Source organism: Microtetraspora sp. NBRC 13810 (genome assembly GCF_030268685.1).
In the GTDB taxonomy this organism is placed as follows: Bacteria; Actinomycetota; Actinomycetes; order Streptosporangiales; family Streptosporangiaceae; genus BSRQ01.
Genome location: NZ_BSRQ01000002.1, coordinates 480,020 through 504,383 on the forward strand (window position 1 = coordinate 480,020; position 24,364 = coordinate 504,383).

Here is a 24,364-nt window from a genome sequence, read left to right on the forward strand (position 1 = left end):
CGCGGCCGACAGATTCGCGCCACGTCCCGCCCGCGCCACGCCGATGATCAGCGCCGATCCCCCGGGGGATGAAGCGGCGGGCGCCGCCTATGCGCTACGGTGACTGGAGAGATTATCCTCTTCGCCTGTCCGGCGGGCTCGCGTGCGCGGGCATCGGTGGGCATCGGATATCCTCGTGTGGCTGGCCGGTTGTCCCGGCATGCCCGACGACCGTCCTCACTGGCTGAGGCTCGGGCTTATCGACTGATCTAAGGAGCGATACCGTGGCTTCCGTCTGCGACGTCTGCGGCAAGGGGCCGACGTTCGGCAACAACATCTCGCACTCGCACCGCCGCACCCGCCGCCGCTGGAACCCCAACATCCAGACGGTCCGGGCCAAGATCGGCGGCACCCCGAAGCGGCTGAACGTGTGCACCTCGTGCATCAAGGCGGGCAAGGTCGCCCGCTGACCCCAAGATCTTCCCAAGGACCCGGCGCCTCCCGAAGCGCCGGGTCTTTGCTTTGCACGTGATCGCCCACCGTGCTCGCGGAGGTCTGGCGGGGCGGGCGCGTCAAACCGGCTCGCCACGTCGCTCAAGCTCGCCTCATGAGCGCTGGGCCACCGCTCACAGGCCCACGTGTGCCGTCGTACCGGCCACCGTCCACCGGGCGCGTGGACACCACGGCGCGCCGCCGCCGGTCACAGGCCCACGTGTGCCGTCGTACCGGCCACCGTCCACCGGGCGCGTGGACACCACGGCGCGCCGCCGCCGCTCACAGGCCCGCGCGGGCCGGGGCGGGGCCCTGTGAGCGGGTGTCCGATCCTCGGGGGTGGCCGGTAAGGGGGGCCGGTATGGGGGTCAGCGCCAGCGCCAGGCGTGGTCCACGGGGCCGATGCCTGCGCCGAGGGGGAAGCCGTGGGCGATGGCGCCGGTGACGTACTCCTTGGCCTTGCGGACGGCGGTGGGCACGTCCTCGCCCAGGGCGAGGTGGGAGGCGATCGCGGAGGCCAGGGTGCAGCCGGTGCCGTGAGTGTGGCGGTTGTCGTGGCGTCCGGCGGTGAGGAGGAACTCCTGGTCGCCGTCCGTGAGCAGGTCGACGGGCTCGCCGGGCAGATGGCCGCCCTTGATCAGCGCCCAGGTCGGGCCGAGGGCCAGGACGGCCTCGGCCGCCCGGCGCAGGCCGCGTTCGTCCTCGACCTTGACGCCGGTGAGCTGGGCGACCTCCCACAGGTTGGGGGTGGCCACGGTGGCGGTGGGGAGGAGGAGGGACTTGACGGTCTCGACCGCCTCGGCCGCCAGCAGCGTGTCGCCGTGCTTGGAGACGCCGACCGGATCCACCACGACGGGCGCGCCCGCCTGGGCGAGGACCCGCGCCACCGTTTCGACGAGGGCGGGCGAGGCGAGCATGCCCGTCTTGATCGCCTGGGCGCCGATGTCGCCGAGCACCGAGTCGAGCTGGGCGCGCACCGCCTCCGGCGGCAGTTCCCAGTAGCCCTGCACGCCCAGCGAGTTCTGCGCGGTGACCGCGGCGATGACGCTCATGCCGTGTACGCCGAGCGCCAGCATGGTCTTGAGGTCGGCCTGGATGCCCGCGCCGCCGCCCGAGTCGGATCCGGCGACCGTCAGCACGAGAGGAGGGGTCGAAACCGTCATGAACAACATCCAACCAAACGCGCTCCCCCTCCCCCCTCCCCCGCCCCGTCCCTCAACGGCACCGCCCGAGGACGGCACGCGACACACGGCACCACCCAGGGCGGTGGGCACGGCGCACAGCCCGGGACACAGCGCGGCCCGGCACGGAGCCGAGCGAGGCCGTGCCGGGATGGGCCAATGGACACGGCACACGACGACGCCCCGAAGACCAGGCGCGCAGCCCGGGACACAGCGCGGCCCGGAGCCGGGCGGGGCCGGATCGTGCCGGGGAGTCGCGGCGCCCCCGCTGCGGTGGAGGCGCCGCGACTGGTCCGGCGGTTCTGTAAGGAGGTGCCGGGGCCGGGCAGGGCGGGTGGGTCAGCTGGTCCTGCAGGAGGTGCCGGGGCCGGGCAGGGCGGGTGGGTCAGCTGGTCCTGCAGGAGGTGCCGGGGGCCGAGCAGGACGTGGGCGGCTTGGCCGTGCCGGTGGCGGTGAAGGTGATCACCACGTCCTTGCCGGCCCGGACCTTGGGGGCGTCGAGCACGAGCGTGGAGCCGCGCTGCTTCCAGGTGACGCCCTTGACGTCGCTGACCACGCCGCCGACCGGGATGCTCACCTCCGTGCCGGCCAGGTCGCTGCCGGAGTCGTTGGAGAGCACGATCGACGCCGTGTAGCTCGCGGGCTTGGCGCGGAGCAGGTCGAAGCCGATCTCGATGTCGATCGGCGGCCAGTGGGGGCCGTCGCCGTCGCCCGACGGACCGGACGTCGGTCGCGGCCCCTGCGGCTCCTGCGGGTCCCTCGTCGGCGGGCGCGGGCTGGCGGACGGTACGGAGGTGGGCGGGGCCGAGCTGGCGGGGGTGCCGATCTCGCCGTCCTCGGCGGGCGCGGAGGCGTCCAGCGGCTGTTGGACCGCGCCCTGCTGCGTGTCGTCGACATCCGGGGGCGGCGTCGCCTGGGACTCCATGTCGGGCCCGGTCTCGGCGCGCTCCTTGCGGGGTTTCGCGGGGGTCGTACGCTGCGGCGCGTCGGCCGGGGCGGAGATCGGGTCCGCGGGGGGCGCGGTGGAGTCGTCGGCCGTGGGCTGCTCCTCGGCGGGCTCCGACTCGGTCTCCTCGGGCAGGACGGGCTCATCGGTGTCGTCCGGCACGACCTGGTTCGGCCCCGTCGTGGCGCACGTCGTACCCCGGTCACACGCCAGCGGGGTCGCCTTCTCCGGCGAGCCGGACATCAGCTGCACGCCCGCCGCGGTCCCGCCGAGCAGGACGACCACCGCGGCCGCGGAGAGGAGCATGGTACGGCTGCGCCGCCTGGCCGGGACGTCCAGCCCGGCGACCTCGGGATCGAGGAAGTCGCCGCCCGCCTCCGCCTTCGACGGCGGCTCGGTCCAGCCCGTTTCATGCAGGCCGGCGGCCTCGGCCGTACCCCGTCCCGCCCGGCCCGAGCCCGGAGCGGCACCGCGTCCGGCCGCCGGGGGCTCCTCCGGCGCGGCGCCGGTGCGGCTGGAGTAGACGAGCCGGTCGGTCGGCTGCACCTCCCAGGCCGGCGCCCACTGGTCGGTCGTCTCCCCCTCGCTCTCGTCGTCGAGCCCGGAGGCCGGCCCGGCGGGCGGAGGCGTGGCGCCCGCCGCGGAGACCGGCGCGGCCAACGGCCAGGCGGGTTCCCCCACGAGCTCGCCCGAAGGCCCGAGCGGCCACCCGCCCCCGGTCGCCGCCGGCGCGTCTCCCAGACTCCCCGCCCCGCGCTGACCGTCGAAACCGCCGAAGTCGTCCGCCCCACGCGCTCCGCCGTGCGGTCGTCCACCGGCATCCGTGTCGTCCGCCCCCCACGCACCACCGCCGTGCGTCCGTCCGGCGGTATCCGGGTCGTCCGTCCAGGCGGTCGGTTCGCCCCGCCCCCATGCCTGCGCCCCGGAGAACGCGGCGGGGCTGTCCCCCGCGTGCGGGTCGGGCCACTCGGCGGCCGGCCGGCCGGCGGTCTCACCCGGGGGCGTGGCCCGGCCGGGAGTGGCGGTCCACGGGCCGGTCAGGTCTCCGGGGGAGGTGGCACTCCACCGGTCCGCCGCCTCGTCGGAAGCGGCGGCCCACCCGCCCGCCGGCTCACCGGGCGCGGAAGCCTGGGAACCTGCCGGTTCGCCGGGCGTGAAGGCCCAGGAAGCCGCCGGTTCGCCGGACGCGGAGGCTCGGGAGCCCGGCGGGTCGCCGGGCGTGAGGTTCCAGGAGCCGGTCGTCTCCCCAGGTGTGGTGGTCCAGGAACCGGTCGTCTCCCCTGGTGTGGTGGCCCAGGGGCCGGTTGTCTCCCCGGGAGACTCGTCGTCGGCGGCCCGCCATTCGGCCGTCCACTCGGAGGCTTCGTCGTCAGAACGCCGGCGGTCTCCGGCGGGCTGTGGATCTGGCAGGCTCGCGCCAGGACGCGTCTCAGCCGCGCGCGGCCTGCGGCGACCGCGCCTGCGGCTGGGCTCCGATCCTTCTTCCCCGTGGCGGCCCATCACAGCCCTTCCCGTCGGAAATCATGGCCGCCCATCTTCATAACACTTGCTATACGCAATTGTCACAACGTTCACGTAAGTCTCAAGCGTTAACAAAGTCACTCTTTGAAGTGATCCCAGCCCGCACGACCCGGCGGACGGCCCCGCACGGTCACCTCCCGGCCCTCGCCGACCCGGCCGACGACCAGCCATTCCGGCGGCAGCCGTACCTCCGGCGGGAAGGTCGCGGCCAGCGCGTGGTCCTCGCCGCCGGTGAGGATCCACTCCAGCGGGTCGGCGCCGAGGTGGGCGGCGGCGGCACTGAGCGGGGCGGAGGGCGTGAAGGCGTCCGGGTCGAGGTCGATCGAGACGCCGCTCGCCGCGCAGACATGGCCGAGGTCCTGGAGCAGGCCGTCGCTGACGTCGAGCATCGCGGTCGCGCCGAGCCGGGCCGCGCCGGGACCGCACGCGTACGGCGGGCGGGGGCACCGGTGCGCGTCCACCAGCCAGGCGAACGGGTCCGCCGTCTCCTCCGGCCCACCCACCGCGCCACCAGGACCACCGGCACCCACCGCGACCCCGGGCCCACCGGCCCCCGCCACGGCCCCGGAGGCACCGGGACCACCGGCCAGGAGCAGGGCCAGGCCGGCGGCGGAGGGGCCGAGGCGGCCGGCGACCGCCACGACGTCGCCGGGGCGGGCGCCGGAGCGGACGACCGGGGCGCGTCCGCCGAGGTCGCCCAGCGCGGTGACACCCAGCACGATGAGGTCGGAGCGGACCGTGTCGCCCCCGGCGACGGTGGCGCCGACCAGGGCGCACTCGTCACGGAAGCCGTCGGCCAGCGCGTCGATCCAGGTGGCCTCCAGGTCGGCGGGGACGCCGAGTCCCACCACGAGCCCGGTGGGGTCGGCGCCCATGGCGACGATGTCGGCGAGGTTCTGCGCTGCGGCTTTTCTCCCAATGTGGTACCCGCTGGACCAATCGCGACGGAAATGTCTACCCTCAAGTAACAAGTCCGTCGAGATGACAACCCGTCCGTCGGGCGCGCCGACCAGTGCGGCATCGTCCCCGGGGCCCAGCAGGACCGTCTCACCCTGGGGCAAGCGCCCAGCAATCCGCGCAACAACTCCGAATTCGCCGAGATCTCCGACTGTGATGGTGCACCTCCTGTCGCAACACAGGGTACGGTGGCCCTTCGGCGCTGATCCAATCCAGCTCTGCCCGCCCGGGAGGACGTGATGGTGCAGGCCTACATCCTTATCCAGACCGAGGTCGGTAAAGCCGCGGGTGTGGCGCGTCAGATCGCCTCGATCCCCGGCGTCACCCAGGCCGAGGACGTCACGGGTCCCTACGACGTCATCGTGCGCACCCAGGCCAACAACGTCGACGAGCTGGGCAAGCTGGTGGTGGCCCAGATCCAGGCGGTCGAAGGGATCACGCGTACTCTCACGTGTCCCATCGTGCACATCTGATGACTCGCAGGTTCGCCCTCGCCGCCGGGTCCGCGGCCCTGACCGCGCTGGCGCTCGCCGGTTGCGGCGGCGCCGTGCAGGTCGAGCCGCCGACCCCCGAGGGGACGACGGCGGCGGCCTGCGTGAAGCTGGACGGATTGCTGCCGCGTTCCCTGGACGGGGTGGACCGGGTGGAGTCGACGCCCAAGTCGCCCTATGTGGCGGTCTGGGGCTCGGCGGAGATCGCGTTGCGGTGCGGGGTGCCGCGTCCGGTGACGATGGCCCCCACGGACCAGCTCACCGAGATCGACGGCGTGGGCTGGTTCCCCGACCCGCGCACCCCCACGCTGTTCACGGCGGTCACCGGCGAGGGGTACGTCGAGGTGACGATCTCCCGCGAGCACACGCCGGGCAACGTCCTGGCCGACCTCTCCGGGCCGGTCAAGAAGGCCCTGCCCGGCTAGCGCAGCCCCTTGGGGCGGTGCAGGGCGAGCTGGATCAGGTGGTCCACCAGGCCCGCGTACGGCAGGCCGGTGGCCGCCCAGAGCTGCGGCGCCACCGACAGCGCGGTGAAACCCGGCATGGTGTTGATCTCGTTGACGACCAGGTCGCCGTCCGGGGTGTAGAAGAAGTCCACCCGGGACAGCCCTTCGCAGCCGAGCGCCTCGAAGGCCCGGACGGCCATGGCGCGCACCTTCTCGGCGACCTCGGCGGGCAGGTCGGCGGGGACCGCCAGCGACATCTGGCCTTCGTAGTACTTCGCGGCGAAGTCGAAGAACTCGTGGTCCTCGGCCGGCAGCACCTCTCCCGGCACGCTGGCGGACGGGGGCGCGTCGCCGAGCGACTCCAGCACCGCGCACTCGACCTCGCGGCCCGCGATCGCCGCCTCGACCAGCACCTTCGGGTCGTGCCCGCGGGCGAACTCGACGGCCCGCTCCAACTCCTCCCGGTCGGACGCCTTGGAGATGCCCTGGCTGGACCCGGCCCTGGCGGGCTTGACGAACACCGGCCAGCCGAGCTCCTCGACCTCCTTGAGCACCCGCTCCCGCTCCAGCCGCCAGTCCCGGTCCCGGACCACCACGTACGGGCCGACCGGCAGCCCGGAGGCGGCCAGCACCACCTTCATGTACGCCTTGTCCATGCCCACGGCGCTGGCCAGCACCCCGGAGCCCACGTAGGGCACCCCGGCCATCTCCAGCAGGCCCTGGATGGTGCCGTCCTCGCCGAAGGGGCCGTGCAGCACGGGGAAGACCACGTCCACCTTGCCGAGTTCGACCGGGATGCGGCCGGGCTCCATGGCCAGCAGCGCACCCTCTCCGGAGGGCAGGGCCAGCGCGGTGCCCGACTCGTCGACCTCGGCCTCGATCGCGAAGCGCTGCTCACCCGAGGCGAGCACCCAGCGCCCGTCCTGGGCGATGCCCACCGGAACGACGTCGTATTTGGACCGGTCGATCGCCTCCAGCACGCTTCCCGCCCCGACGAGGGAGACGGCATGCTCGGAGTTGCGGCCGCCGAAGACGATGGCGACTCGCGGCCGGGACTCGCGCTGTTCGTTCATGATGCCCGAATCTATCGCGTCTGGGCGGTCAATCCCGCTGTCAGGTGCGTGTCGGCCCCGCCACGCGCAGGGCGTCCAGTGCCCTGGTCACGTCGGCGATGAGGTCCTCGGCGTCCTCCAGGCCGATGGCGAAGCGCACGGCTCCCGCGTCCACGCCGGAGGCGGCGAGGGCCGCCTCGCCGAGCCTGCGGTGGGAGCTGGAGGCGACGTGCGCGGCCTTGGTGTGCGTGCCGCCGACCGAGGCCCCGACGCCGGCGAGGCGCAGGCCGTCGGCCAGGGTCATGCCGGCCTCGTAACCGCCGTGCGGGGTGACCGTGACGCAGCCGCCGTACCTGGTGCCCTCGGGACCGGCGTCGAAGAGGCGGCGGGCCAGCTCGTTGCCGGGGTGTCCGGGCAGGCCCGGGTAGTCCACCTTGCGCACGGCCGGGTGCTTGGCGACGGAGGCGGCGAAGACCATCGCGGTGGAGCACATCCTGCGCACCCGCAGCGGCAGCGTCTCCAGGCCGCGGCGCAGCAGGTAAGCGTCGTCCGGGGAGAGCGAGCCCCCGGTGTCGACGCGTACCTCGCGCAGCTTGTCGATCAGGGCGGGGCGGCCGACGACGACGCCGCCGGTGGAGTCGTCGTGCCCGCCGAGGTACTTCGTCGCCGAGTGCAGGACGAGGTCGGCGCCGTGCTCCAGGGGACGGCAGACCACCGGGGTGGCGAAGGTGGAGTCCACCACGAGCACCGCGCCGGCGGCCCGGGCGAGCTGGTAGAGCCCGCGGATGTCGGTCACCGTCATGGTCGGGTCGGCCAGCGTCTCAGCGTAGATGATCTTCGTGCTGGACCGGATCGCGGCGTGCACCCTGGTCAGGTCGGAGTAGTCGACGAAGTCCGCCGTGACGCCGAACCGGCCGAGCACGTTGGTCAGCAGCGAGTAGGTCCCGTCGTACACGGGAGCGGGGGCCACGACGTGCGCGCCGGAGCGCAGGAAGGTCATGAAGACCGCGGTGACCGCGGCCATGCCGGACGCGAACGCCTGCCCGGCCACGTCCTCCGGGGCGGCGGCCCCCTCCAGCGAGGCCACCGCCGCGGCGAAGGAGGCGGTGGTCGGGTTGTCGATCCTGCTGTAGGCGTAGCCGGGCGCACGGCCGCCCAGCACGTCGGCGTAGTCCGCGGAGTTCTCGAAGGCCCAGGCGGCGTTGCGCCACACCGGCTGGCCGAGGGGGGTCTGCGCGGGCGGCTCGGCCACCGGGAGGTGCACCGAGCGGGTGTTCTCGCCGAATCTCCGGCGCATGCGTCGTGAACTCGTCACACTCCGTACCGTTCCGGCTTGGGGGTCCGCGACATCAGCAGCATCGCGGCCTCGCTGGGAGTCATTCCGTCGTGCACCACACCCACCACGACCTCGGTGATCGGCATCTCCACGTCATGCTTTCTGGCCAGTTCGAGCACCGACTCGCAGGACTTGACGCCTTCGGCGGTCTGCTTGGTCGCGGCCATGACCTCGGCCATGGTCATACCCCGGCCAAGATTCTCGCCGAAAGTGCGGTTCCGCGACAGTGGGGAGGCGCAAGTCGCCACGAGATCGCCCATTCCGGCCAGGCCGGCGAAGGTGTGCGGGTCGCAGCCGAGCGCCGCGCCCAGCCGGGCGATCTCGGCCAGCCCGCGGGTCGTCAGCATCGCCCGCGCGTTGTCGCCGAGCCCCATGCCGCTGGCCACGCCGACGGCGATCGCGATGACGTTCTTGACCGCGCCGCCCAGCTCGACGCCCACCACGTCGGGATTGGTGTACGGGCGGAACCTCGGCACGTGGCACGCCTCCTGGAGCCGCTCCACCACCCGCTCGTCCGTGCAGGCGACCACGGTCGCGGCGGGCTGGCGCTGGGCGATCTCCGGGGCCAGGTTGGGCCCGGAGATCACGGCGACCCGCTCGTCGGGCACCTCGGCCACCTCCTGGATGACCTCGCTCATCCGTTTGGTGGTGCCCAGCTCGATGCCCTTCATCAGGCTCACCAGCACCGTGTCCGGCGCGATGTGCGGCGCCCAGGCCGCGAGGTTGCGCCGCAGCGTCTGCGAGGGCACCGCCAGCACCGCGAAGTCGGCACCGTCCAGCGCCTCGGCCGGGTCGGTGGTCGCCCGCAGGGAGGGCGGCAGCTCGATGCCCGGCAGGTAGTCGGGGTTCTCGTGCCGCCGGTTGACGGCGTCCACGCTCTCGGCCCTGCGGCCCCACAGCGTGGTCTGCGTCCCGGCCTCGGCGAGGATCATCGCGAACGTGGTGCCCCAGGAGCCGGTTCCGAAAACAGCAGCTTTGGTCATTTCCTCACCGTACGCCGAACTCACTGGTCGGAGTGCTTTTCGGGGGCCTGCCCGGACTCCGAGTCGAAGGGCCGCGCGGGCGGCTGCTTTCCCCGGAGTTCGCCGAGCTGGACCGTGATCGCCGCCATGATGTCGGCCGTCGCCTCGTGCAGCACGTCACCGTCCGGCGACCGCCCCGCGTACCTGGACAGGTCCACCGGCGGCCCGGCGAGCAACCGGAAAGTGGTCCGCGGGAAGAGCCTCGGCTTCTTCGACCCGTACGGCAGCAGCACCTGGGCCCCCCAGTGCGCCACCGGGATCACCGGCGCCCCGGTGGCCAGCGCCAGCCTGGCCACGCCGGTCTTGCCGGTCATCGGCCACAGGTCGGGGTCGCGGGTGCAGGTGCCCTCGGGGTAGAAGACCACGCAGGCGCCCCCGCGCAACGCCTCCTCCGCGGCGCTGAGCGACCGGGCGGCGTCGCCGGTGCCCCGGTAGACCGGGATCGTGCGCAGCCAGGCGATGATCTTGCCGACCACCGGGACGCCGAAGACGCCGGACTTGGCGAGGAACACCGGCCACCGCCCGTTGTCGAACAGGAAGTGGGACACCAGCACCGGATCGGTCCAGGACAGGTGGTTGGTCGCCACGATGACGCCGCCGGTGCGCGGCAGGTGCTCGCTCCCCCGCCAGTCACGCCTGGTGAACAACAGCATCAACGGCTTCATGATCCCAACAGCCACCGCTTCCCAGAAGCGGGATGGTCGACCGGGGCGGCTCATCGGCTCCTCCAAGGCACGCGGCGGGCGCCCCAAGTCTCCCGGTTCGCCGCGGGGACTGTCGAGGCGCGATGCTTAAGGTTATGCACGCAGCGGAGAATTCCGGCTGGTCCTTGGTGGTACCGGTCAAACCCCTGGTCGCCGCCAAGACCCGGCTGGCCGAGGCCGCGGGCGCCCACCGCGAGTCCCTGGCGGTGGCGGTCGCCTGCGACACGGTGGAGGCGGCGCTCGTCTGCCCGCGCGTGGCGCGGGTCGTGGTGGTCACCGCCGACCCGCTCGCCGCGCGCGAGCTGTCCGGCGTGGGAGCGCACGTGGTCGGCGATCCGGAGGCGGGCCTCAACGCCGCCCTCCGGCACGGCGCCGCCGAGGCCGTACGGCTGGCGCCGGACGATCCGGTCGGCGCGTTGCAGGCCGACCTGCCCGCGTTGCGGCCCGCCGAGCTGGATCTCGTGCTGGCCGCGGCGGCGGAGTTCGAGGTGTCGTTCCTGCCGGACGCGGCCGAGATCGGCACCACGTTCTACGGGACGCTGCCGGGCGTGCCGTTCCTGCCGGGGTTCGGCGGCGAGTCGCGGGCCAGGCATCTCGGCCGCGGCGCCAAGGAGCTGATCCTCGACGGCATCCCGTCGATGCGCCGCGACGTCGACACCCCCGCCGACCTGGAGGCGGCCCTGGCGCTCGGGGTGGGGCCACGCACGGCCCTGGTGGCCGCGCTGATCAGCCGCTGAAACCCGGCCCACGCACCCGGACGCCTCACGGACCGACGCTCGCACCCTGGCGCCTCACGGACCGACGCTCGCACCCGGGCGCCTCACGCCCGGACGCCTCGCGGGCGGGCGCCTCGCGGGCGGGCGCCTCGCGGGCGGGCGCCTCGCGGACCGACACCGCACACCCGGACGCCTCGCGGGCGGGCGCGGTTAGGGTGGCTTTCGTGCAGGCGACCGTGCGGAGTTTCGATCCGGCGACCCGATCGGGGTCGGTCTTCCTCGACGACGGGACGCAGGTCCCGTTCGACACCGCGGCCTTCGACGCCGGGCCGCTCCGGCTGCTGCGGTCCGGGCAGCGGGTCAACATCCTGGTGGACGGCGACGGCCGGATCACCGTGATCACGCTGTCCACGTTCCCGCTTCCCACGGAGACCTGACGCCCGAATTAGGGGTGTCCGAAACACCGATCGCCCGGGTCCGCGGAGGACCCGGGCGACCACTCGGGAACGTTACTTCTTCTTCGCGGCCTTCTTGCCGCCGACGTTGACGACTTCCTTGAAGTCGGCGCCCGGGCGGAACCTCGGGGCCCAGCTCTCGTCCACCTTGATGGGCGCGCCGGTCGAAGGGTTCCTCGCCGTACGGGAGGGCTTGTGCACCATCTCAAAGGCGCCGAATCCAGTGATGGAGACCTTGTCCCCGGCAGCGACCGCCTTCTGAATGGTTTCCAGCACGGCATTCACGGCCTCGGTGGCCGTCTTCTTGTCGCCGACCCGATCCACGATGGCGTCGACGAGTTCCCGCTTGTTCATCTCGGTTGCTCCCCCTCTAACGGATGGGGTTCCAGCACACCAGGCAACGGTTAGAAACCCCTTACCCGCTTGAAATTAGGGGACGAACGCCGAGGACTCAATCACCACTAGCAATGTTTTGCCGACTGGGCGTGTCATATTCGGGGCCGTCCGGATCGCCGGGGAGCGCGTCCAGATCGTTCAGGAAGGCCGAGAGGCGGGTCGCGGCGTGCGGGATATCCCGCTTGGAGACCTCGCAGATCGCCAGCAGGCGCCGGGCGAATCGGGCGCGCTCGGCGGGGGAAACGGCCAGCGCGCGAACGCGGCGGTGCGCATCGCGCAACCGCCGCGCCAGCTCTTCGGGGCTCGCGGAATCTGTCAAACGGTTGTCGGCAGCCATGACTGCCGACCATTCTCGTACTCCGAGATGTCGTCCTCCGCACGCAGGGTCAGCCCGATGTCGTCCAGGCCCTCCATCAGCCGCCAGCGGGTGTAGTCGTCGATCTCGAAGCCGGCCGCCTCGCCGGCCCACCTGACCTGGCGTTCCGCGAGGTCCACGGTCACCTCCAGGGCCGGGTCCGCCTCCACGGCGGCCTGGATGGCCTCGACGGTCTCACCGGGCAGCACCACGGGGAGCAGGCCCATCTTGGTGGAGTTGTTGCGGAAGATGTCCCCGAATCGGGCCGCGATCACGACGCGGAAGCCGTACTGCTGGAGCGCCCACACCGCGTGCTCGCGGGAGGAGCCGGTGCCGAAGTCGGGGCCGGAGACGAGGACGGAGGCGCCCTCGTAGGCCGGGTCGTTCAGGACGAAACCGGGGTCCTCCCGCCAGGCGGAGAAGAGCCCCTTCTCGAAGCCGGTGCGGCTGACCTGCTTGAGCCAGACGGCCGGGATGATCTGGTCGGTGTCGACGTTGCTGCGGCGCAGCGGGACCGCGCGCCCGGTGTGCGTGGTGAAGGCTTCCATGGCTGGCTCCTGTCAGAGGTCGGCGGGGGCGGTCAGGCGGCCGGTGACGGCCGTCGCGGCGGCGACCGCGGGCGAGACCAGGTGGGTGCGGCCCCCCTTGCCCTGCCTGCCCTCGAAGTTCCGGTTGGACGTGGAGGCGCTGCGCTCGCCGGGGGCGAGGGTGTCCGGGTTCATGCCCAGGCACATCGAACAGCCGGCCTCGCGCCACTCGGCGCCCGCCGCGCGGAACACGTCGTCCAGTCCTTCGGCCTCGGCGGCCTTCTTGACCTGCATCGACCCGGGGACGATGAGGGTGCGGGTGACCACCGTGCGCCCGCGCAGGATCTCGGCGGCGGCGCGCAGGTCCTCGATCCTGCCGTTGGTGCACGAGCCGACGAAGACGGTGTCCACGGCCACCTCGCGCAGCGGCGTGCCCGCGCTGAGCCCCATGTAGGCGAGCGCGCGCTCGGCGGCGGAGCGGGCCACGGGGTCGTCGAACTCCTCGGGGCTCGGCACCACCGCGCCCAGCGGCACGCCCTGGCCCGGGTTGGTGCCCCAGGTGACGAACGGCGTGAGGGTGGAGGCGTCGATCTCGACAACCGTGTCGAAGACGGCGTCGTCGTCGGTGCGCAGCGACTTCCAGTACTCGACCGCGCGGTCCCACTCCTCGCCCTCGGGGGCGTGCGGGCGGCCCTTGAGGTAGGCGAACGTCGTCTCGTCCGGGGCGATCATGCCCGCCCGCGCCCCGGCCTCGATGGACATGTTGCAGACCGTCATCCGGCCTTCCATCGACAGCTTCCTGACGGCCTCGCCGCGGTATTCGACGATGTGGCCCTGGCCGCCGCCGGTGCCGATCTTGGCGATGATGGCGAGGATGAGGTCCTTGGCGGTCACGCCCACCGGGAGCTCGCCGGCGACCTCGATGGCCATCGTCTTCGGCCGGTAGGCGGGCAGCGTCTGGGTGGCCAGCACGTGCTCGACCTCGGAGGTGCCGATGCCGAACGCGATGCCGCCGAACGCGCCGTGCGTGGAGGTGTGAGAATCGCCACACACGATCGTCATGCCCGGCTGGGTGAGCCCGAACTGCGGCCCGATGATGTGCACGACGCCCTGCCCGGCGTCGCCCATCGGGTGCAGCCTGATCCCGAACTCCGCGCAGTTCTTCCGCAGGGTCTCGACCTGGGTGCGGGAGACGGGGTCGCTGATCGGGCCGAGCACGGTCGGCACGTTGTGGTCCTCGGTGGCGATGGTCAGCTCCGGCCTGCGCACCGGGCGCCCCGCCATGCGCAGGCCGTCGAACGCCTGCGGGCTGGTCACCTCGTGCACGAGGTGCAGGTCGATATAGAGCAGGTCGGGCTCTCCCTCCGCACGTCGCACGACGTGCTGCTCCCAGACCTTCTCGGCCAAAGTGCGGCCCATTGCCTTCGCCTCCCTATGCCTTCATCCTGCGATGCCGCGCCCCGTCTCCACGTGAACTTGCTTTCTCATATGGCGAGACGTCAGTATCGGGTTATGGACAACTCTAGCGGAGTCGGCGTACTCGACAAGGCCGTTCTGGTGCTCAATGCCCTGGAGGCCGGACCGGCTTCCCTGGCGCAGCTCGTGCAGGCGACCGGCCTGGCCCGGCCCACCGCGCACCGGCTGGCCGTGGCCCTGGAGCACCACAGGATCGTCACCCGCGACACGCAGGGCAGATTCGTGCTCGGCCCCCGGTTGTCCGAGTTGTCCACCGCGGCCGGCGAGGACCGGCTGCTCGCCGTGGCCACCCCGGTGCTGACCCATCTGCGCGACATCACGGGCGAGAGCGCCCAGCTCTACCGCCGCCAGGGTGACGAGCGGGTGTGCGTGGCCGCCGCCGAGCGGGCCAGCGGCCTGCGGGACACCGTACCGGTCGGCTCCGCGCTGCCGATGACCGCGGGTTCCGCCGCGCAGGTGCTGCTCGCCTGGGAGGAGCCCGACCGGCTGCACCGGGGGCTGCGCGGCGCGAAGTTCACCGCCGCCACCCTGGCCAGCGTGCGCAGGCGCGGCTGGGCGCACAGCGTGGGCGAGCGCGAGCAGGGCGTGGCGAGCGTCTCCGCGGCCATCCGCGGCCTCGGCGGCAAGGTGATCGCCGCAGTCTCCGTCTCAGGCCCGATCGAACGGCTCACCCGCACTCCCGGCCGGTTGCACGCCGCTCCCGTCGTCGCCGCGGCCGAACGCATCACCGAGTCGATGCGCCGGGCGAACTGACGCGCACGGGGCGGTGGGGACGTCCGGGACGCAGGGATGCGCGAAAGCCATGCCCCGACGAGGGATATGAGGGGCCGAGCACCCTTCGCTCCGACTAGCCTGGGCGGGTGACAGATCGCATCGAGGCAGCCGCCGCTGAGCTGCGTCCCCTGCTCCAAGAGTTCATCCTTTGGGCGCCTGAGCACGCGCCAGACAGCGATCCCGACCTGGTCGGCCATGCCGCCCTGTGGCATCGCCTGACCGCCTCCAACGACGTCGGCCGGTGGAGGCGTGCCGATCTGCGCACCGTGCTTCTCGACCGCATGCCGCAGGTCGTCGAGGATCCCGACCGGGCCGCCGACGGCATGGTGCCCGCCGTGCGGGCCTACCTCGCCTTCCTGTCCGACACCGGCCGGCTCGCGAAGAGCTCCGACGCGATCGCCGACCTGCTGGCCGAGCTGGAGGAGATCGAGGACGACTTCGTCGAGGCGATGGAGGACGTCATCGCCGACGAGGACGAGCTGGACGAGGAGGAAGACGAGGAGGAGGACGAGGGCCTGGGCAGCTTCGAGCCGTTCGCCGACGACCTCGGCGACCTGCCCACGATCCGGCTCCGGCCAGACTCCGAGCTGGCCGTCGCCGCCCGCGCGGTGCCCCTGATCGCCACCGCCCGTGACCTCGCGGTCTGGGTCGGCGCCGAGCGCACCGTCGGCGAGGACAGCCTGCTCGACGACGAGGAGATCGTGCAGGCCCTGGCCGCCACCGGTCTCCCCCGTCCCGAGCGGTCCGGCGAGCCGCTCGCCCAGGCCGTCCCCGCCCTGTGGAACGTCTGGAACCTCGCGGTCGACCTGGAGTTCCTCACCCCCGTCGGTGACGACACGGTGAGCGTGGCCGAGGACACCGCCGCCTGGCCGTTCGACAACGACGACGACGTGCTCGACGCCTGGATGCAGGGCCTGCACTCGATCGACTACGGCGACCCCGAGCTGGACGACGACGAGATCACCCTGGCCCTGGCCGGGCTCACCCGGGCGTTCCTGGTCCGGCTGCTGCTCGCCGGCGCCCCCCGCCCGCTGGCCGAGCTGCGCGCCGAGCTGGCCGAGGCCGCCGCCGACCTCGACGACCTGGGCACGGAGGCGTGGGCCGCTGCGGAGGCCGCGTACGGTGACCCGCTGTCGCCCACGATCGAGTGGCTGACCGGCTACGGCATGGTCGCGGTGGAGGACGACGTCGCACAGCTCACGCCGCTCGGCGTCGAAGGCGTCGTGCACCTGGTGGACGACGCGGACATCGAGGTGGACGCCCGGCCGGCGATCGACGCGATGACGGCGCTCGACCTGCTCTCCTTCAGCTCCGAGCTGCCCGAGGACGAGGCCGACGCCGAGTTCGAGGCGTGGATGAAGCTGCGCGAGCCCGAGCGCGCGGCCCGCGAGCTGCTCCAGGCGGCGGCCGACGACGACGCCGACGCCCTGATCAGGGTCCAGGCGGCCAGCATGGTCGGCATGCTCGGCGAGGCGGCCGTGCCCGCGTGGCTGGAGGCGCTGGAGGAGCCGTCGCTGCGTCCCTACGCGGCCACCCACCTGACCCAGCTCGACGTCGACGACGCCCCCGAGCCGACCCAGGCGGACACCCACTGGCTGATCCTGGACATGTGGACCATCTCCGCCGGCCTGGGCCGCCAGGAGTTCGTCAGCAGCCTGCACGACATCGGCCCCGCGCCGCTGTCCAGCCTGCTGGAGATCATCTGGAAGGTGCCGCACCCGCATCTCGAGGAGCTGCTTGAGCTCATCTCCCAGGCCCACCCGGACCGCCAGGTGGGCAAGATCGCGAAGCGCGCCCTGTTCAAGGCCAGGTCCTCGGCCAACTGAGCGCGCGGGCCCGTCGCCGGACGCCGTTCAGGCGGTCCGGGGGCGGGTCCGGTCGGCGGCCAGCAGCCACAGCAGATAGGCCCCGCCCAGGGCCCCGGTGACCAGGCCGACCGGGATCTGGAACGGCGCGAGGAGCCGCTGGGCCAGCAGGTCGGCGACGGCGAGCAGGCAGGCGCCCATGGCCATCGCGGCCACCGGGGCGATGCCGGGCGCGCGGGTGAGCCTGCGGGCGAGCTGGGGGGCGGCCAGTGCCATGAAGCCGATCGGCCCGGCGACGGCGATGGCGGCCCCGGTCAGCGCGACGCCGAGCAGCAGGACGGCGAGCCGGGTGCGGGCGAGGTTCACCCCGAGCGCGGCGGCGGTGTCGTCGCCCATCTCCATCAGGCGCAGCGGCCCGGCCGTGGCCAGCGCGGGCGGCACGAGCACGAGCAGGGCGAGCGCCAGCGGGGCGACCTGCGGCCAGGAGACGGCGTTGAGGCTGCCGTACAGCCACGTCTTGGCGTTCTCCGCGGCTTCCAGGTCGGCCCTGGTGATCAGATAGTCGTTGACCGAGGCGAGCATGGCTCCCACGGCGATGCCGACCAGGATGAGCCGGTTGCCGGTGCCGCCGCCGGTGAGCGTGAACAGGTAGACCACGGCGGCGGTGGCCAGCCCGCCGAGCAGCGAGCCCGCGCCCACGCCGAGGCCGCCCACGCCGGCGAAGAGCGCGACCAGCGCGCCGGTGGCCGATCCGGTGGTGAATCCGACGATGTCGGGGCTGCCGAGCGGGTTGCGGGACAGGCTCTGGAACATCGCCCCGGACAGCCCGAGGGCGGCGCCGACCAGCACGGCCGCGGTGACCCTGGGCAGCCGCTGGCCGAGGACGATGAACCGGCCGGTCCCCGACCCGCCCCCGGTAAGCACGCCGAGCACCTGGCCCGCGCCGATCCGGTAGGTGCCGGTGAGGACGGTGACCGCGCACAGCAGCGCGCAGGCCGCCAGCAGGACGGCCACGACGATCGCGGGCCTCCTGGAGCGGCGCCGGGCGGGCCCGGTCACGCGGTCCCGCCCCGGTGCCGGGTGACCAGCCAGAGGAGCACGCAGGACGCCGGGCTCGGCCGACCGGGGAGCCAGCGGTTCGACGCGACCTCGCAGGACATCAGCAACGAACAGCTCGACCTGGCCGACGCCGACTGGATCTTCTCCGGGGTCCAGGGCGGCGCCGCCGCGGCCGGGACGCTGACCGGCGCCCCGCTGTGGCCGACGCTGACCGCCGTGGCGGGCGGGACCGCGATCCCGGTGGACGACGACATGTTCTACCTCAACGCCGGGCCCACGGCGGCGCTCGGCGTCCTCAAGGTCCTCGAACAGCACCTGCGCGGCTGAGCGACGCCGCCCCCGGTCCGCGCCTGACCGGGGGCGGCGGACATTTCGGTCCAGACAATAAAAAAGCCCTCCGGGATAATCTCCCAGAGGGTTTTCACTATGTAGTCCCGACCGGATTCGAACCGGCGTTACCGCCTTGAGAGGGCGGCGTCCTAGGCCACTAGACGACGGGACCTTGCGCACAGCTCCGGGAGGGCGTTTCCGCTCTCCCGGTGTTTCCGGGGCTTTCCCCCCGGCGACAGGTGTAACTCTACCGCACCCGCGAGGGTCCACAAAACGCGTTAACGACCATCCGCCGGACCGAGCAGACCGCGGCGGTAGCCCTCCGCCACGGCGGAGGCCCGATCCCGCACGTCGAGCTTGGCGTAGACGTGCAGCAGGTGGGTCTTGATGCTGGCCTCGCTGATGAACAGCCGGGCGGCGGCCTCCTTGTTGGTGGAGCCGCCGGCCACCAGCCGCAGCACCTCCAGCTCGCGCGGGCTGAGCGCGCCGCGCGCCGGGCGGCGCACCTGGCCGACCAGGAGGCCGGCCACCGAGGGCGCGAGCACTGTCTCACCGCGGTGCGAGGCACGCACGGCGCGGAGCAGCTCGGCGGTGGGCGCGTCCTTGAGCAGGTAACCGGTGGCGCCCGCCTCGATGGCGGGCAGCACGTCGGCGTCGGAGTCGAAGGTGGTGAGCACGAGCACCCTGATCGCCGGGGCCGCCTCCCTGAGCAGCCTGATGGCCCGCACGCCGTCCATCCCGGGCATCCGCAGGTCCATCAGGACCACGTCCACCGCCAGCTCGGCGGCCAGCCGTACGGCCTCGGCCCCGTCCGCGGCCTCGCCGGCGACCTCGATGTCGGGGACGGGGCCGAAGGCGGCGCGCAGACCGTCGCGGACGATCGGGTGGTCGTCCACGATCAGCACTCTGACGGGCGTGCTCACGGAGCCTCCTGTACGAGGGGCGCGCCGGGATGCCCGGGGTCGGCAGGGCCGGCGGGGAGGACGGGCGCGGCCGGGTGGCCGGGGTCAGCGGAGACGGCGGGGTGGCCGGGGTCGGCGGAGACGGCGGGCCCGGCCTGATGGCCAGGGTCGGTGGGGACGGCGGACTGGCCGGGGTCGGCGGGGTCAATGGGGTCAATGGGGTCGGTGAGGTCGGCGGGGAGGGCGGGGACGGCGGCGGCGACCGCCGTGCCCTGGCCGGGGGCGCTCTCGACGGACAGCGTGCCGCCCGCGCCGCGTACCCGCTGGCGCATGGTGCCGAGGCCGAAGCCGCCGCCCGCCGCGCCGGGGTCGAAGCCGCGGCCGTCGTCGCGCACGTCGAGCAGCACCATGTCGTCCAGGTAGGACAGGGTGAGCCCGGCCCTGGTGGCGTTCGCGTGCTTGGCTACGTTGGCCAGGGCCTCCTGGGCGACGCGGTAGAGCGTGACCTCGATGCCGGCGGCCAGGCGGCTCGGGGTGCCGGTGACCTCGAAGGTGTGCCCGATCCCCGCTGTCTCGCTCCACCGTTCGGCCAGGTGGACGAGCGCGTCGGACAGCGCCGAGCCCTCCAGCGGCTCGGGGCGCAGCGCCCGCACCGACCGCCTGGCCTCGGTGAGGGCCTGTCCGGCGAGCGCCTGCGCCTGTCCGGTGTGCCGCCGCCGGTCCGCCTCGTCCGCGGCGCCGTCGGCCGCCCGCAACTGGGTGATGAGGGCGATGAGGTCCTGGGCGATGGTGTCGTGGATCTCCCTCGCGAGGCGCTGCCGTTCGTCCAGCACGCCGGCCTCCCTGGCCTGGGCGACGAGCCGGGCGTGCAGGCCGGCGTTCTCCTCCAGCGCCGCGGCGAGCCGCTCGCCCGCCTTCCTGCGCTGCTCGCTCTCCGAGCCCAGCTGCCAGCCGGCGATCAGCAGCGGCACCGAGATGCCGAGCAGTATGGCGAGCGCGGAGGCGTCGTCCGTCGCGGAGGTCTGCGCGAGCACCATGGTGATCGCGGTGGCGGCGACCGCGGCCATCATGACCCTGGCCCGGAAGAGCGCGAGCCCGAGCGGGTATCCCAGGGAGACGAAGGGGGCGAAGCTGTCGCTCCTGGCCAGCAGGATGCCGCCGACGGCCAGCAGCCCGGCGTAGTAGAGCGCGACCGGCGCCTGCCGCCCGCGGCGCGGGTAGACCCACAGCAGCCAGGGCAGCCAGGCGGCGGCCAGCGCGGCCAGACCGGTGGTGACCGGGTCCAGCCGGTCCAGCGCCGCCGCCCACAGCACCGAGACCGCGAGCAGCGCGTACCCGATGCCGAGGAAGATCCACCTTCCCCGGCGGCCTCCCGGGTCGGCCGCCTCGTCGGGCACCAGCCACGTCATCCGCTTACTCCCACCGGAACATCTTCGCCGAGAGCAGCGCGAGCGCCACGGCGGTGACCGCCATCGCGGCCAGATGCTGCGGCTGCGGCCACTCCCCCGCCCAGCTCGCCCGGGTGGCCTGCACGAAGGCGCCCACCGGCGTGTAGTCCCCGACGGTCCGCATGAAGGCGGGCATGCTCTCGGCCGGGGTGAACACCCCGCCGAAGACGATGCTGACGAAGAAGAGCACGACACCGGCCCCGCTCGCCACCCGCCCGTTCGGCGCCACCGCCGCGATGATCAGGCCGGCCGCGAAGAGCACCAGCACCCCGAGCACGAACGTCACCGCGAACGCGGGAAGCCGCCTGGGCAGGTCGAACCCGAACCCGAGCGTCCCCACGGCGACCACCGAGACCATCGAGACCACCGCCAGCAGCGAACCGACCAGGAGCTGTGCGCCCAGCACCCGGGAGGGCGGGATCGGCGTGGTGGCCATGCGCCGCAGTATGCCCTTCTCCCGGTAGCCGACCAGCGTGGTGGGCAGCAGGTTCATGCCGAGCTGGGCCAGGCCGAGCGCGATCGCGGCGGCGGGGAAGAACGTCTCGATCGGGTCGTTCCCGTCGGCCGGGGAGATGATCGCGCCGAAGAAGACGACCATGCCGACGGGAAGCAGCACGGTGACGATGACGGCGGCCGGGTCGCGCAGGAAGAGCCGCAGCTCGTAGCGGGTGAGCCGGGTCATGACACGTTCTCCCGCCCGCCGACGAGGGCGACGTAGGCGTCGTCCAGGGTGGGCTGTTCGGTGCGCAGGTCGGCGACGGTGACCTGGTTCCCGGCCAGCGCGGAGGTGACCGCGTGCAGCAGGTCGCCGCCGCCCGCCACCTCGACGTGGGAGCCCCGCACCCGCACGGCGGTGACCTCGGGCAGGTCGCGCAGCAGCCGCTCGTCGAACGGCCGGACACAGCGGAAGCGGACCCGCGGGGCGAGGGCGGCGCGGGCGATGAGCCCCTCGGGGGTGTCCACCGCCACGACCCGCCCGGCGCCGACGACCATGAGCCGGTCGCAGAGCCGTTCGGCCTCCTCCATGAAGTGGGTGACCAGGACGACCGTGACGCCGGCGTCCCTGATCCGCTCGACGAGTTCCCAGGTGTCCCGCCTGGCCTGCGGGTCGAGGCCGGTGGTCAGTTCGTCGAGCAGGACGATCTCCGGGTCGCCGATCAGGGCGAGCGCGACGAAGAGCCGCTGCTTCTGGCCGCCGGAGAGCTTGCCGAAGGGGGCGTCACGCCGGTCGGCGAGCCCCCAGTCGTCCAGCAGCGCCCGCCAGTCCACGGGGCGGGGGTAGAAGGAGCTGTAGAGGTCGAGGGCCTCCCAGACCTTCAGCCGGTCGGGGAGGCGGCTCTCCTGGAGCTGGACGCCCACCCGGGGGCGCAGCTTGGCCGCGTCCGCGCGCGGGTCGAGGCCGAGCACCCGCACGGTGCCGCGGTCGGGGCGTCTGAGCCCTTCGACGCACTCCACCGTGGTGGTCTTGCCCGCGCCGTTGGGGCCGAGGATGCCGAAGATCTCCCCGGCGGCCACGTCGAACGACACGTCGTCGACCGCCACCCGCTCGCCGTACCTCTTGTGCAGGCCGTCTACTTCGATAACCGTCATGGTCCACAGCGTGCGCCACGGGGGCGGGCCGGCGGATCGCCTCGATGGCGGCTCGATCGGTGGATCCCGGGCATCAACCGATCGGTGGATGGGCGGGGAGAACGCGAAAAAGCCGGGTGCTCGTTGCGGAGCATCCGGCTTCACTTGCTGGGGTACCAGGACTCGAACCTAGACTAACTGAACCAGAATCAGTCGTGCTGCCAATTACACCATACCCCACCGAGCGGTCTCCCCTGGGAAGTCTCGCTTGGCGACGTCCGAAAGAATAGCCCAGCTTGGGCGCCAAGGCCAAAACGAATACCCACTTGGCGTCGGCGGGCGTCGCCGAGTAGGAAGGATGCCATCCGAGCCGACGCGTGAGGAGATCCACATCTTGCCGGAAAATCCGTTTTTCACCGCGAGCACGCTGCCCTACTCGCTGCCTCCGTTCGCGGAGATCCGCGCGGAGCACTACCTGCCGGCCTTCGAGCGCGGCATGGCCGAGCAGCTCGCCGAGGTGGCCGCGATCGCCGGCGATCCCGAGCCGCCGACCTTCGCGAACACCATCGGCGCGCTGGAGCGCTCGGGCGCGGTCCTCGGCCGGGTCTCCGCCGTCTTCTTCAACCAGGCGTCCTCCGACAGCACGCCCGAGGTGCGCGAGATCCAGAAGGAGATCACGCCCCGGCTGACCGAGCACAGCGACGCGATCCACCTCGACCGGGCGCTCTTCGAGCGGATCAAGACGCTGCACGCGGCGAAGGACACGCTGCCGCCCGCGGAGTCCTGGCTGCTGACCCGCTACCACACCGACTTCGTGCGGGCCGGGGCCGAGCTGTCCGCTGCCGACAAGGAGCGGCTCGTCACGCTGAACGGGGAGCTGTCCGAGCTGGCGACGGCCTTCGAGCAGAACCTGCTGGCCGACACCAACGCCGCCGCGATCGTGGTCGAGGACCCGGCCGAGCTGGACGGCGTCTCCGTGGAGGCCGCCGCCGAGACGGCCAGGGCGCGCGGCCTGGACGGCAAGTACGTCATCCCGCTGGTGCTGCCGACCGGGCAGCCGCCGCTCGCCACGCTGACGAACCGGGCGCTGCGCGAGCGGGTGCACCGGGCGTCGGTGGGCCGGGGCGCCACGGTGAACGCCGAGATCGTGGTCCGGATGGCCAGACTGCGCGCCGAGCGGGCCAGGCTCCTCGGCTACGCCGACCACGCGGAGTACGTGGTGGCCGACCAGACCGCCCCCGGCACCCAGGCCGTCGCCGACATGCTCGGCAAGCTGGTGCCGCCCGCGGTCGCCAACGCGCACCGGGAGGCCGAGGACCTGCGCGCCGAGGCCGGGTTCGACATCGCCCCCTGGGACTGGGCGTTCTACGCGGAAAAGGTGCGCCAGGCCCGCTACGACCTGGACACCGCCACCATGCGCCCCTACTTCGAGCTGGACAGGGTGCTGCGCGACGGCGTCTTCCACGCCGCCGGCCTGCTCTACGGCCTGACCTTCACCGAGCGCCCCGACCTGCCCGGACACCACCCGGACACCCGCGTCTTCGAGGTGTTCGAGGAGGACGGCACGCCGCTCGGCCTCTTCCTCGGCGACTTCTACGCCCGCGAGTCCAAGCGGGGTGGGGCGTGGATGAACAGCCTGGTCAAGCAGTCGGACCTGCTGGGCGAGAAGCCGGTCGTGGTCAACAACCTCAACATCGTCAAGCCGCCGCCCGGCGAGCCCACGCTGATGACCTTCGACGAGGTCAACACGATGTTCCACGAGTTCGGCCACGCGCTGCACGGGCTGTTCTCCGCGGTGCCGTTCCCGCGCTTCTCCGGTACGGCGGTGCCGCGCGACTTCGTGGAGTACCCGTCCCAGGTCAACGAGATGTGGGCGGTCTGGCCGGAGGTGCTGGCCAACTACGCGCGCCACCACGAGACCGGCGAGCCGATGCCGCAGGCGATGGTGGATCGGATGCTGGAGGCCGAGCGGTTCAACCAGGGCTACGCCACGGTGGAGTACCTCGCGGCCACGCTGCTCGACTGGGCCTGGCACACGTTCACGGAGGATCCGGCCGACCCGGTGTCCTTCGAGCGCGGGGCGCTGGCGGACGCCGGGCTGGACCTGCCGCTGGTGCCGCCGCGCTACGGCAGCACCTATTTCGCGCACATCTGGGCCGGTGGCTACAGCGCGGGCTACTACTCCTACATCTGGAGCGAGGTGCTCGACGCCGACAGCGTGGAGTGGTTCAAGGAGAACGGCGGCCTGCTGCGGGAGAACGGCGACCACTTCCGCCGGGAGCTGCTGAGCAGGGGCGGCAGCCTGGACCCGATGACGGCGTTCCGCAACTTCCGGGGCCGCGACCCCCGCATCGAGCCCCTGCTGGAGCGTCGCGGCCTCCTGTGACGCCCGGCCCTCCGCGTGGCGGCCGGCGCCGGTGACCGG

The 24,364-nt window shown here is 72.8% G+C and carries 25 protein-coding genes and 2 tRNA genes; 9 read left to right on the forward strand and 18 right to left on the reverse strand.

All coding sequences use genetic code 11. From position 1 onward, the window contains the following. The first annotated feature begins 263 nt into the window (after positions 1-263). The gene (gene rpmB, locus QSK26_RS05960; protein WP_285773946.1) at positions 264-449 is read left to right on the forward strand and encodes a 50S ribosomal protein L28; all 186 of its coding nucleotides are present in this window, start codon (positions 264-266) and stop codon (positions 447-449) included. A 390-nt stretch (positions 450-839) separates the two neighbouring features. Here rpmB and thiD read toward each other — a convergent pair whose 3' ends face one another. From thiD to QSK26_RS05975, 3 genes are all read right to left on the reverse strand, one after another. After that, positions 840-1,634, reverse strand: a complete 795-nt coding sequence (gene thiD / locus QSK26_RS05965) for a bifunctional hydroxymethylpyrimidine kinase/phosphomethylpyrimidine kinase (protein WP_502888671.1) — start codon at positions 1,632-1,634, stop codon at positions 840-842. Between the two features lie 403 nt (positions 1,635-2,037). Then, positions 2,038-3,279, reverse strand: coding sequence for a hypothetical protein (locus QSK26_RS05970; RefSeq protein ID WP_285773948.1), 1,242 nt, complete (start codon positions 3,277-3,279; stop codon positions 2,038-2,040). Between the two features lie 917 nt (positions 3,280-4,196). Further along, positions 4,197-5,192 (reverse strand): thiamine-phosphate kinase, encoded by a 996-nt coding sequence (locus QSK26_RS05975; protein ID WP_502888679.1) that lies wholly within the window; start codon positions 5,190-5,192, stop codon positions 4,197-4,199. A gap of 123 nt (positions 5,193-5,315) precedes the next feature. Here QSK26_RS05975 and QSK26_RS05980 point away from each other — a divergent pair, with 123 nt between their 5' ends. Both QSK26_RS05980 and QSK26_RS05985 read left to right on the forward strand, forming a co-directional pair. Continuing rightward, the gene (locus QSK26_RS05980) at positions 5,316-5,549 is read left to right on the forward strand and encodes an Lrp/AsnC family transcriptional regulator (RefSeq protein WP_285774190.1); all 234 of its coding nucleotides are present in this window, start codon (positions 5,316-5,318) and stop codon (positions 5,547-5,549) included. Next, complete coding sequence (locus QSK26_RS05985) at positions 5,549-5,992, forward strand: DUF3515 domain-containing protein (RefSeq protein WP_285773949.1); 444 nt, start codon at positions 5,549-5,551, stop codon at positions 5,990-5,992. Before QSK26_RS05980 ends, QSK26_RS05985 begins: the two co-directional genes overlap by 1 nt. Here QSK26_RS05985 and QSK26_RS05990 read toward each other — a convergent pair. The 4 genes from QSK26_RS05990 to QSK26_RS06005 are packed head-to-tail and all read right to left on the reverse strand — an operon-like array spanning position 5,989 to position 10,088. Beyond that, on the reverse strand, positions 5,989-7,086 hold the full coding sequence (locus QSK26_RS05990; protein ID WP_285773950.1) for a D-alanine--D-alanine ligase family protein: 1,098 nt from the start codon (positions 7,084-7,086) through the stop codon (positions 5,989-5,991). The genes QSK26_RS05985 and QSK26_RS05990 overlap by 4 nt on opposite strands. 40 nt (positions 7,087-7,126) lie before the next feature. Continuing rightward, a complete protein-coding gene (locus tag QSK26_RS05995; protein ID WP_285773951.1) occupies positions 7,127-8,362 on the reverse strand; it encodes a trans-sulfuration enzyme family protein in 1,236 nt (411 codons plus the stop codon). A 14-nt stretch (positions 8,363-8,376) separates the two neighbouring features. Next, positions 8,377-9,384 (reverse strand): NAD(P)H-dependent glycerol-3-phosphate dehydrogenase, encoded by a 1,008-nt coding sequence (locus QSK26_RS06000; protein ID WP_285773952.1) that lies wholly within the window; start codon positions 9,382-9,384, stop codon positions 8,377-8,379. Between the two features lie 20 nt (positions 9,385-9,404). Continuing rightward, complete coding sequence (locus tag QSK26_RS06005; protein ID WP_285773953.1) at positions 9,405-10,088, reverse strand: lysophospholipid acyltransferase family protein; 684 nt, start codon at positions 10,086-10,088, stop codon at positions 9,405-9,407. Positions 10,089-10,222: 134 nt separating this feature from the next. On the opposite strand from QSK26_RS06005, the gene cofC reads away from it, so the two are divergent. Beyond that, positions 10,223-10,864, forward strand: coding sequence for a 2-phospho-L-lactate guanylyltransferase (cofC, locus tag QSK26_RS06010; RefSeq protein ID WP_502888672.1), 642 nt, complete (start codon positions 10,223-10,225; stop codon positions 10,862-10,864). Positions 10,865-11,067: 203 nt separating this feature from the next. Next, positions 11,068-11,280, forward strand: a complete 213-nt coding sequence (locus QSK26_RS06015) for a hypothetical protein (protein ID WP_285773955.1) — start codon at positions 11,068-11,070, stop codon at positions 11,278-11,280. A gap of 72 nt (positions 11,281-11,352) precedes the next feature. Here QSK26_RS06015 and QSK26_RS06020 read toward each other — a convergent pair whose 3' ends face one another. From QSK26_RS06020 to leuC, 4 genes are all read right to left on the reverse strand, one after another. Next, positions 11,353-11,652, reverse strand: a complete 300-nt coding sequence (locus tag QSK26_RS06020) for an HU family DNA-binding protein (RefSeq protein WP_285773956.1) — start codon at positions 11,650-11,652, stop codon at positions 11,353-11,355. A gap of 97 nt (positions 11,653-11,749) precedes the next feature. Then, on the reverse strand, positions 11,750-12,031 hold the full coding sequence (locus tag QSK26_RS06025; protein ID WP_285773957.1) for an SCO5555 family protein: 282 nt from the start codon (positions 12,029-12,031) through the stop codon (positions 11,750-11,752). Further along, the gene (leuD, locus tag QSK26_RS06030; RefSeq protein ID WP_285773958.1) at positions 12,010-12,597 is read right to left on the reverse strand and encodes a 3-isopropylmalate dehydratase small subunit; all 588 of its coding nucleotides are present in this window, start codon (positions 12,595-12,597) and stop codon (positions 12,010-12,012) included. The genes QSK26_RS06025 and leuD overlap by 22 nt, the downstream gene beginning before the upstream one ends. A 12-nt stretch (positions 12,598-12,609) precedes the next feature. Further along, positions 12,610-13,995 carry a 3-isopropylmalate dehydratase large subunit gene (gene leuC / locus QSK26_RS06035; RefSeq protein ID WP_285773959.1) on the reverse strand — a complete coding sequence of 462 codons (1,386 nt, stop codon included), beginning with the start codon at positions 13,993-13,995 and terminating at the stop codon, positions 12,610-12,612. A 93-nt stretch (positions 13,996-14,088) separates the two neighbouring features. Between leuC and QSK26_RS06040 the strand changes: the two genes are divergently transcribed. After that, positions 14,089-14,805 (forward strand): IclR family transcriptional regulator, encoded by a 717-nt coding sequence (locus QSK26_RS06040; RefSeq protein WP_285773960.1) that lies wholly within the window; start codon positions 14,089-14,091, stop codon positions 14,803-14,805. Positions 14,806-14,912: 107 nt separating this feature from the next. Further along, on the forward strand, positions 14,913-16,652 hold the full coding sequence (locus QSK26_RS06045; RefSeq protein ID WP_285773961.1) for a hypothetical protein: 1,740 nt from the start codon (positions 14,913-14,915) through the stop codon (positions 16,650-16,652). 27 nt (positions 16,653-16,679) lie between these two features. Here QSK26_RS06045 and QSK26_RS06050 read toward each other — a convergent pair whose 3' ends face one another. Beyond that, positions 16,680-17,690, reverse strand: a complete 1,011-nt coding sequence (locus QSK26_RS06050; protein WP_285773962.1) for a FecCD family ABC transporter permease — start codon at positions 17,688-17,690, stop codon at positions 16,680-16,682. Positions 17,691-17,711: 21 nt separating this feature from the next. Here QSK26_RS06050 and QSK26_RS06055 point away from each other — a divergent pair, with 21 nt between their 5' ends. Then, positions 17,712-18,017 carry a TroA family protein gene (locus QSK26_RS06055; RefSeq protein ID WP_285773963.1) on the forward strand — a complete coding sequence of 102 codons (306 nt, stop codon included), beginning with the start codon at positions 17,712-17,714 and terminating at the stop codon, positions 18,015-18,017. Positions 18,018-18,119: 102 nt separating this feature from the next. Here QSK26_RS06055 and QSK26_RS06060 read toward each other — a convergent pair. From QSK26_RS06060 to QSK26_RS06085, 6 genes are all read right to left on the reverse strand, one after another. Then, positions 18,120-18,192 (reverse strand) — tRNA-Glu (locus QSK26_RS06060). 106 nt (positions 18,193-18,298) lie between these two features. Next, positions 18,299-18,943, reverse strand: coding sequence for a response regulator (locus QSK26_RS06065; RefSeq protein ID WP_285773964.1), 645 nt, complete (start codon positions 18,941-18,943; stop codon positions 18,299-18,301). Next, positions 18,940-20,331: a histidine kinase gene (locus QSK26_RS06070; protein WP_285773965.1), complete on the reverse strand. Its 1,392-nt coding sequence runs from the start codon at positions 20,329-20,331 to the stop codon at positions 18,940-18,942. The genes QSK26_RS06065 and QSK26_RS06070 overlap by 4 nt, the downstream gene beginning before the upstream one ends. Before the next feature lie 4 nt (positions 20,332-20,335). After that, positions 20,336-21,052 carry an ABC transporter permease gene (locus QSK26_RS06075; RefSeq protein ID WP_285773966.1) on the reverse strand — a complete coding sequence of 239 codons (717 nt, stop codon included), beginning with the start codon at positions 21,050-21,052 and terminating at the stop codon, positions 20,336-20,338. Further along, on the reverse strand, positions 21,049-21,960 hold the full coding sequence (locus QSK26_RS06080; RefSeq protein ID WP_285773967.1) for an ABC transporter ATP-binding protein: 912 nt from the start codon (positions 21,958-21,960) through the stop codon (positions 21,049-21,051). Before QSK26_RS06080 ends, QSK26_RS06075 begins: the two co-directional genes overlap by 4 nt. A gap of 147 nt (positions 21,961-22,107) precedes the next feature. Continuing rightward, a tRNA-Gln gene (locus tag QSK26_RS06085) sits at positions 22,108-22,179 on the reverse strand. A gap of 154 nt (positions 22,180-22,333) precedes the next feature. Between QSK26_RS06085 and QSK26_RS06090 the strand changes: the two genes are divergently transcribed. After that, positions 22,334-24,325, forward strand: a complete 1,992-nt coding sequence (locus QSK26_RS06090; protein ID WP_285773968.1) for a M3 family metallopeptidase — start codon at positions 22,334-22,336, stop codon at positions 24,323-24,325. The last annotated feature ends 39 nt before the right edge of the window (positions 24,326-24,364 follow it).

Excerpts from the sequence above, each read along its gene's own strand:
- QSK26_RS06020 (WP_285773956.1), bottom strand. The coding sequence starts at position 11,652 with ATGAACAAGCGGGAACTCGTCGACGCCATCGTGGATCGGGTCGGCGAC.
- QSK26_RS06025 (WP_285773957.1), bottom strand. The coding sequence starts at position 12,031 with ATGGCTGCCGACAACCGTTTGACAGATTCCGCGAGCCCCGAAGAGCTG.
- QSK26_RS06075 (WP_285773966.1), bottom strand. The coding sequence starts at position 21,052 with ATGACCCGGCTCACCCGCTACGAGCTGCGGCTCTTCCTGCGCGACCCG.
- QSK26_RS05990 (WP_285773950.1), bottom strand. The coding sequence starts at position 7,086 with ATGAACGAACAGCGCGAGTCCCGGCCGCGAGTCGCCATCGTCTTCGGC.
- QSK26_RS05985 (WP_285773949.1), top strand. The coding sequence starts at position 5,549 with ATGACTCGCAGGTTCGCCCTCGCCGCCGGGTCCGCGGCCCTGACCGCG.
- leuC (WP_285773959.1), bottom strand. The coding sequence starts at position 13,995 with ATGGGCCGCACTTTGGCCGAGAAGGTCTGGGAGCAGCACGTCGTGCGA.
- thiD (WP_502888671.1), bottom strand. The coding sequence starts at position 1,634 with ATGACGGTTTCGACCCCTCCTCTCGTGCTGACGGTCGCCGGATCCGAC.
- QSK26_RS06040 (WP_285773960.1), top strand. The coding sequence starts at position 14,089 with ATGGACAACTCTAGCGGAGTCGGCGTACTCGACAAGGCCGTTCTGGTG.
- QSK26_RS06005 (WP_285773953.1), bottom strand. The coding sequence starts at position 10,088 with ATGAAGCCGTTGATGCTGTTGTTCACCAGGCGTGACTGGCGGGGGAGC.
- QSK26_RS05980 (WP_285774190.1), top strand. The coding sequence starts at position 5,316 with ATGGTGCAGGCCTACATCCTTATCCAGACCGAGGTCGGTAAAGCCGCG.
- QSK26_RS05995 (WP_285773951.1), bottom strand. The coding sequence starts at position 8,362 with ATGCGCCGGAGATTCGGCGAGAACACCCGCTCGGTGCACCTCCCGGTG.
- QSK26_RS06000 (WP_285773952.1), bottom strand. The coding sequence starts at position 9,384 with ATGACCAAAGCTGCTGTTTTCGGAACCGGCTCCTGGGGCACCACGTTC.
- QSK26_RS06080 (WP_285773967.1), bottom strand. The coding sequence starts at position 21,960 with ATGACGGTTATCGAAGTAGACGGCCTGCACAAGAGGTACGGCGAGCGG.
- cofC (WP_502888672.1), top strand. The coding sequence starts at position 10,223 with ATGCACGCAGCGGAGAATTCCGGCTGGTCCTTGGTGGTACCGGTCAAA.
- leuD (WP_285773958.1), bottom strand. The coding sequence starts at position 12,597 with ATGGAAGCCTTCACCACGCACACCGGGCGCGCGGTCCCGCTGCGCCGC.
- QSK26_RS06070 (WP_285773965.1), bottom strand. The coding sequence starts at position 20,331 with ATGACGTGGCTGGTGCCCGACGAGGCGGCCGACCCGGGAGGCCGCCGG.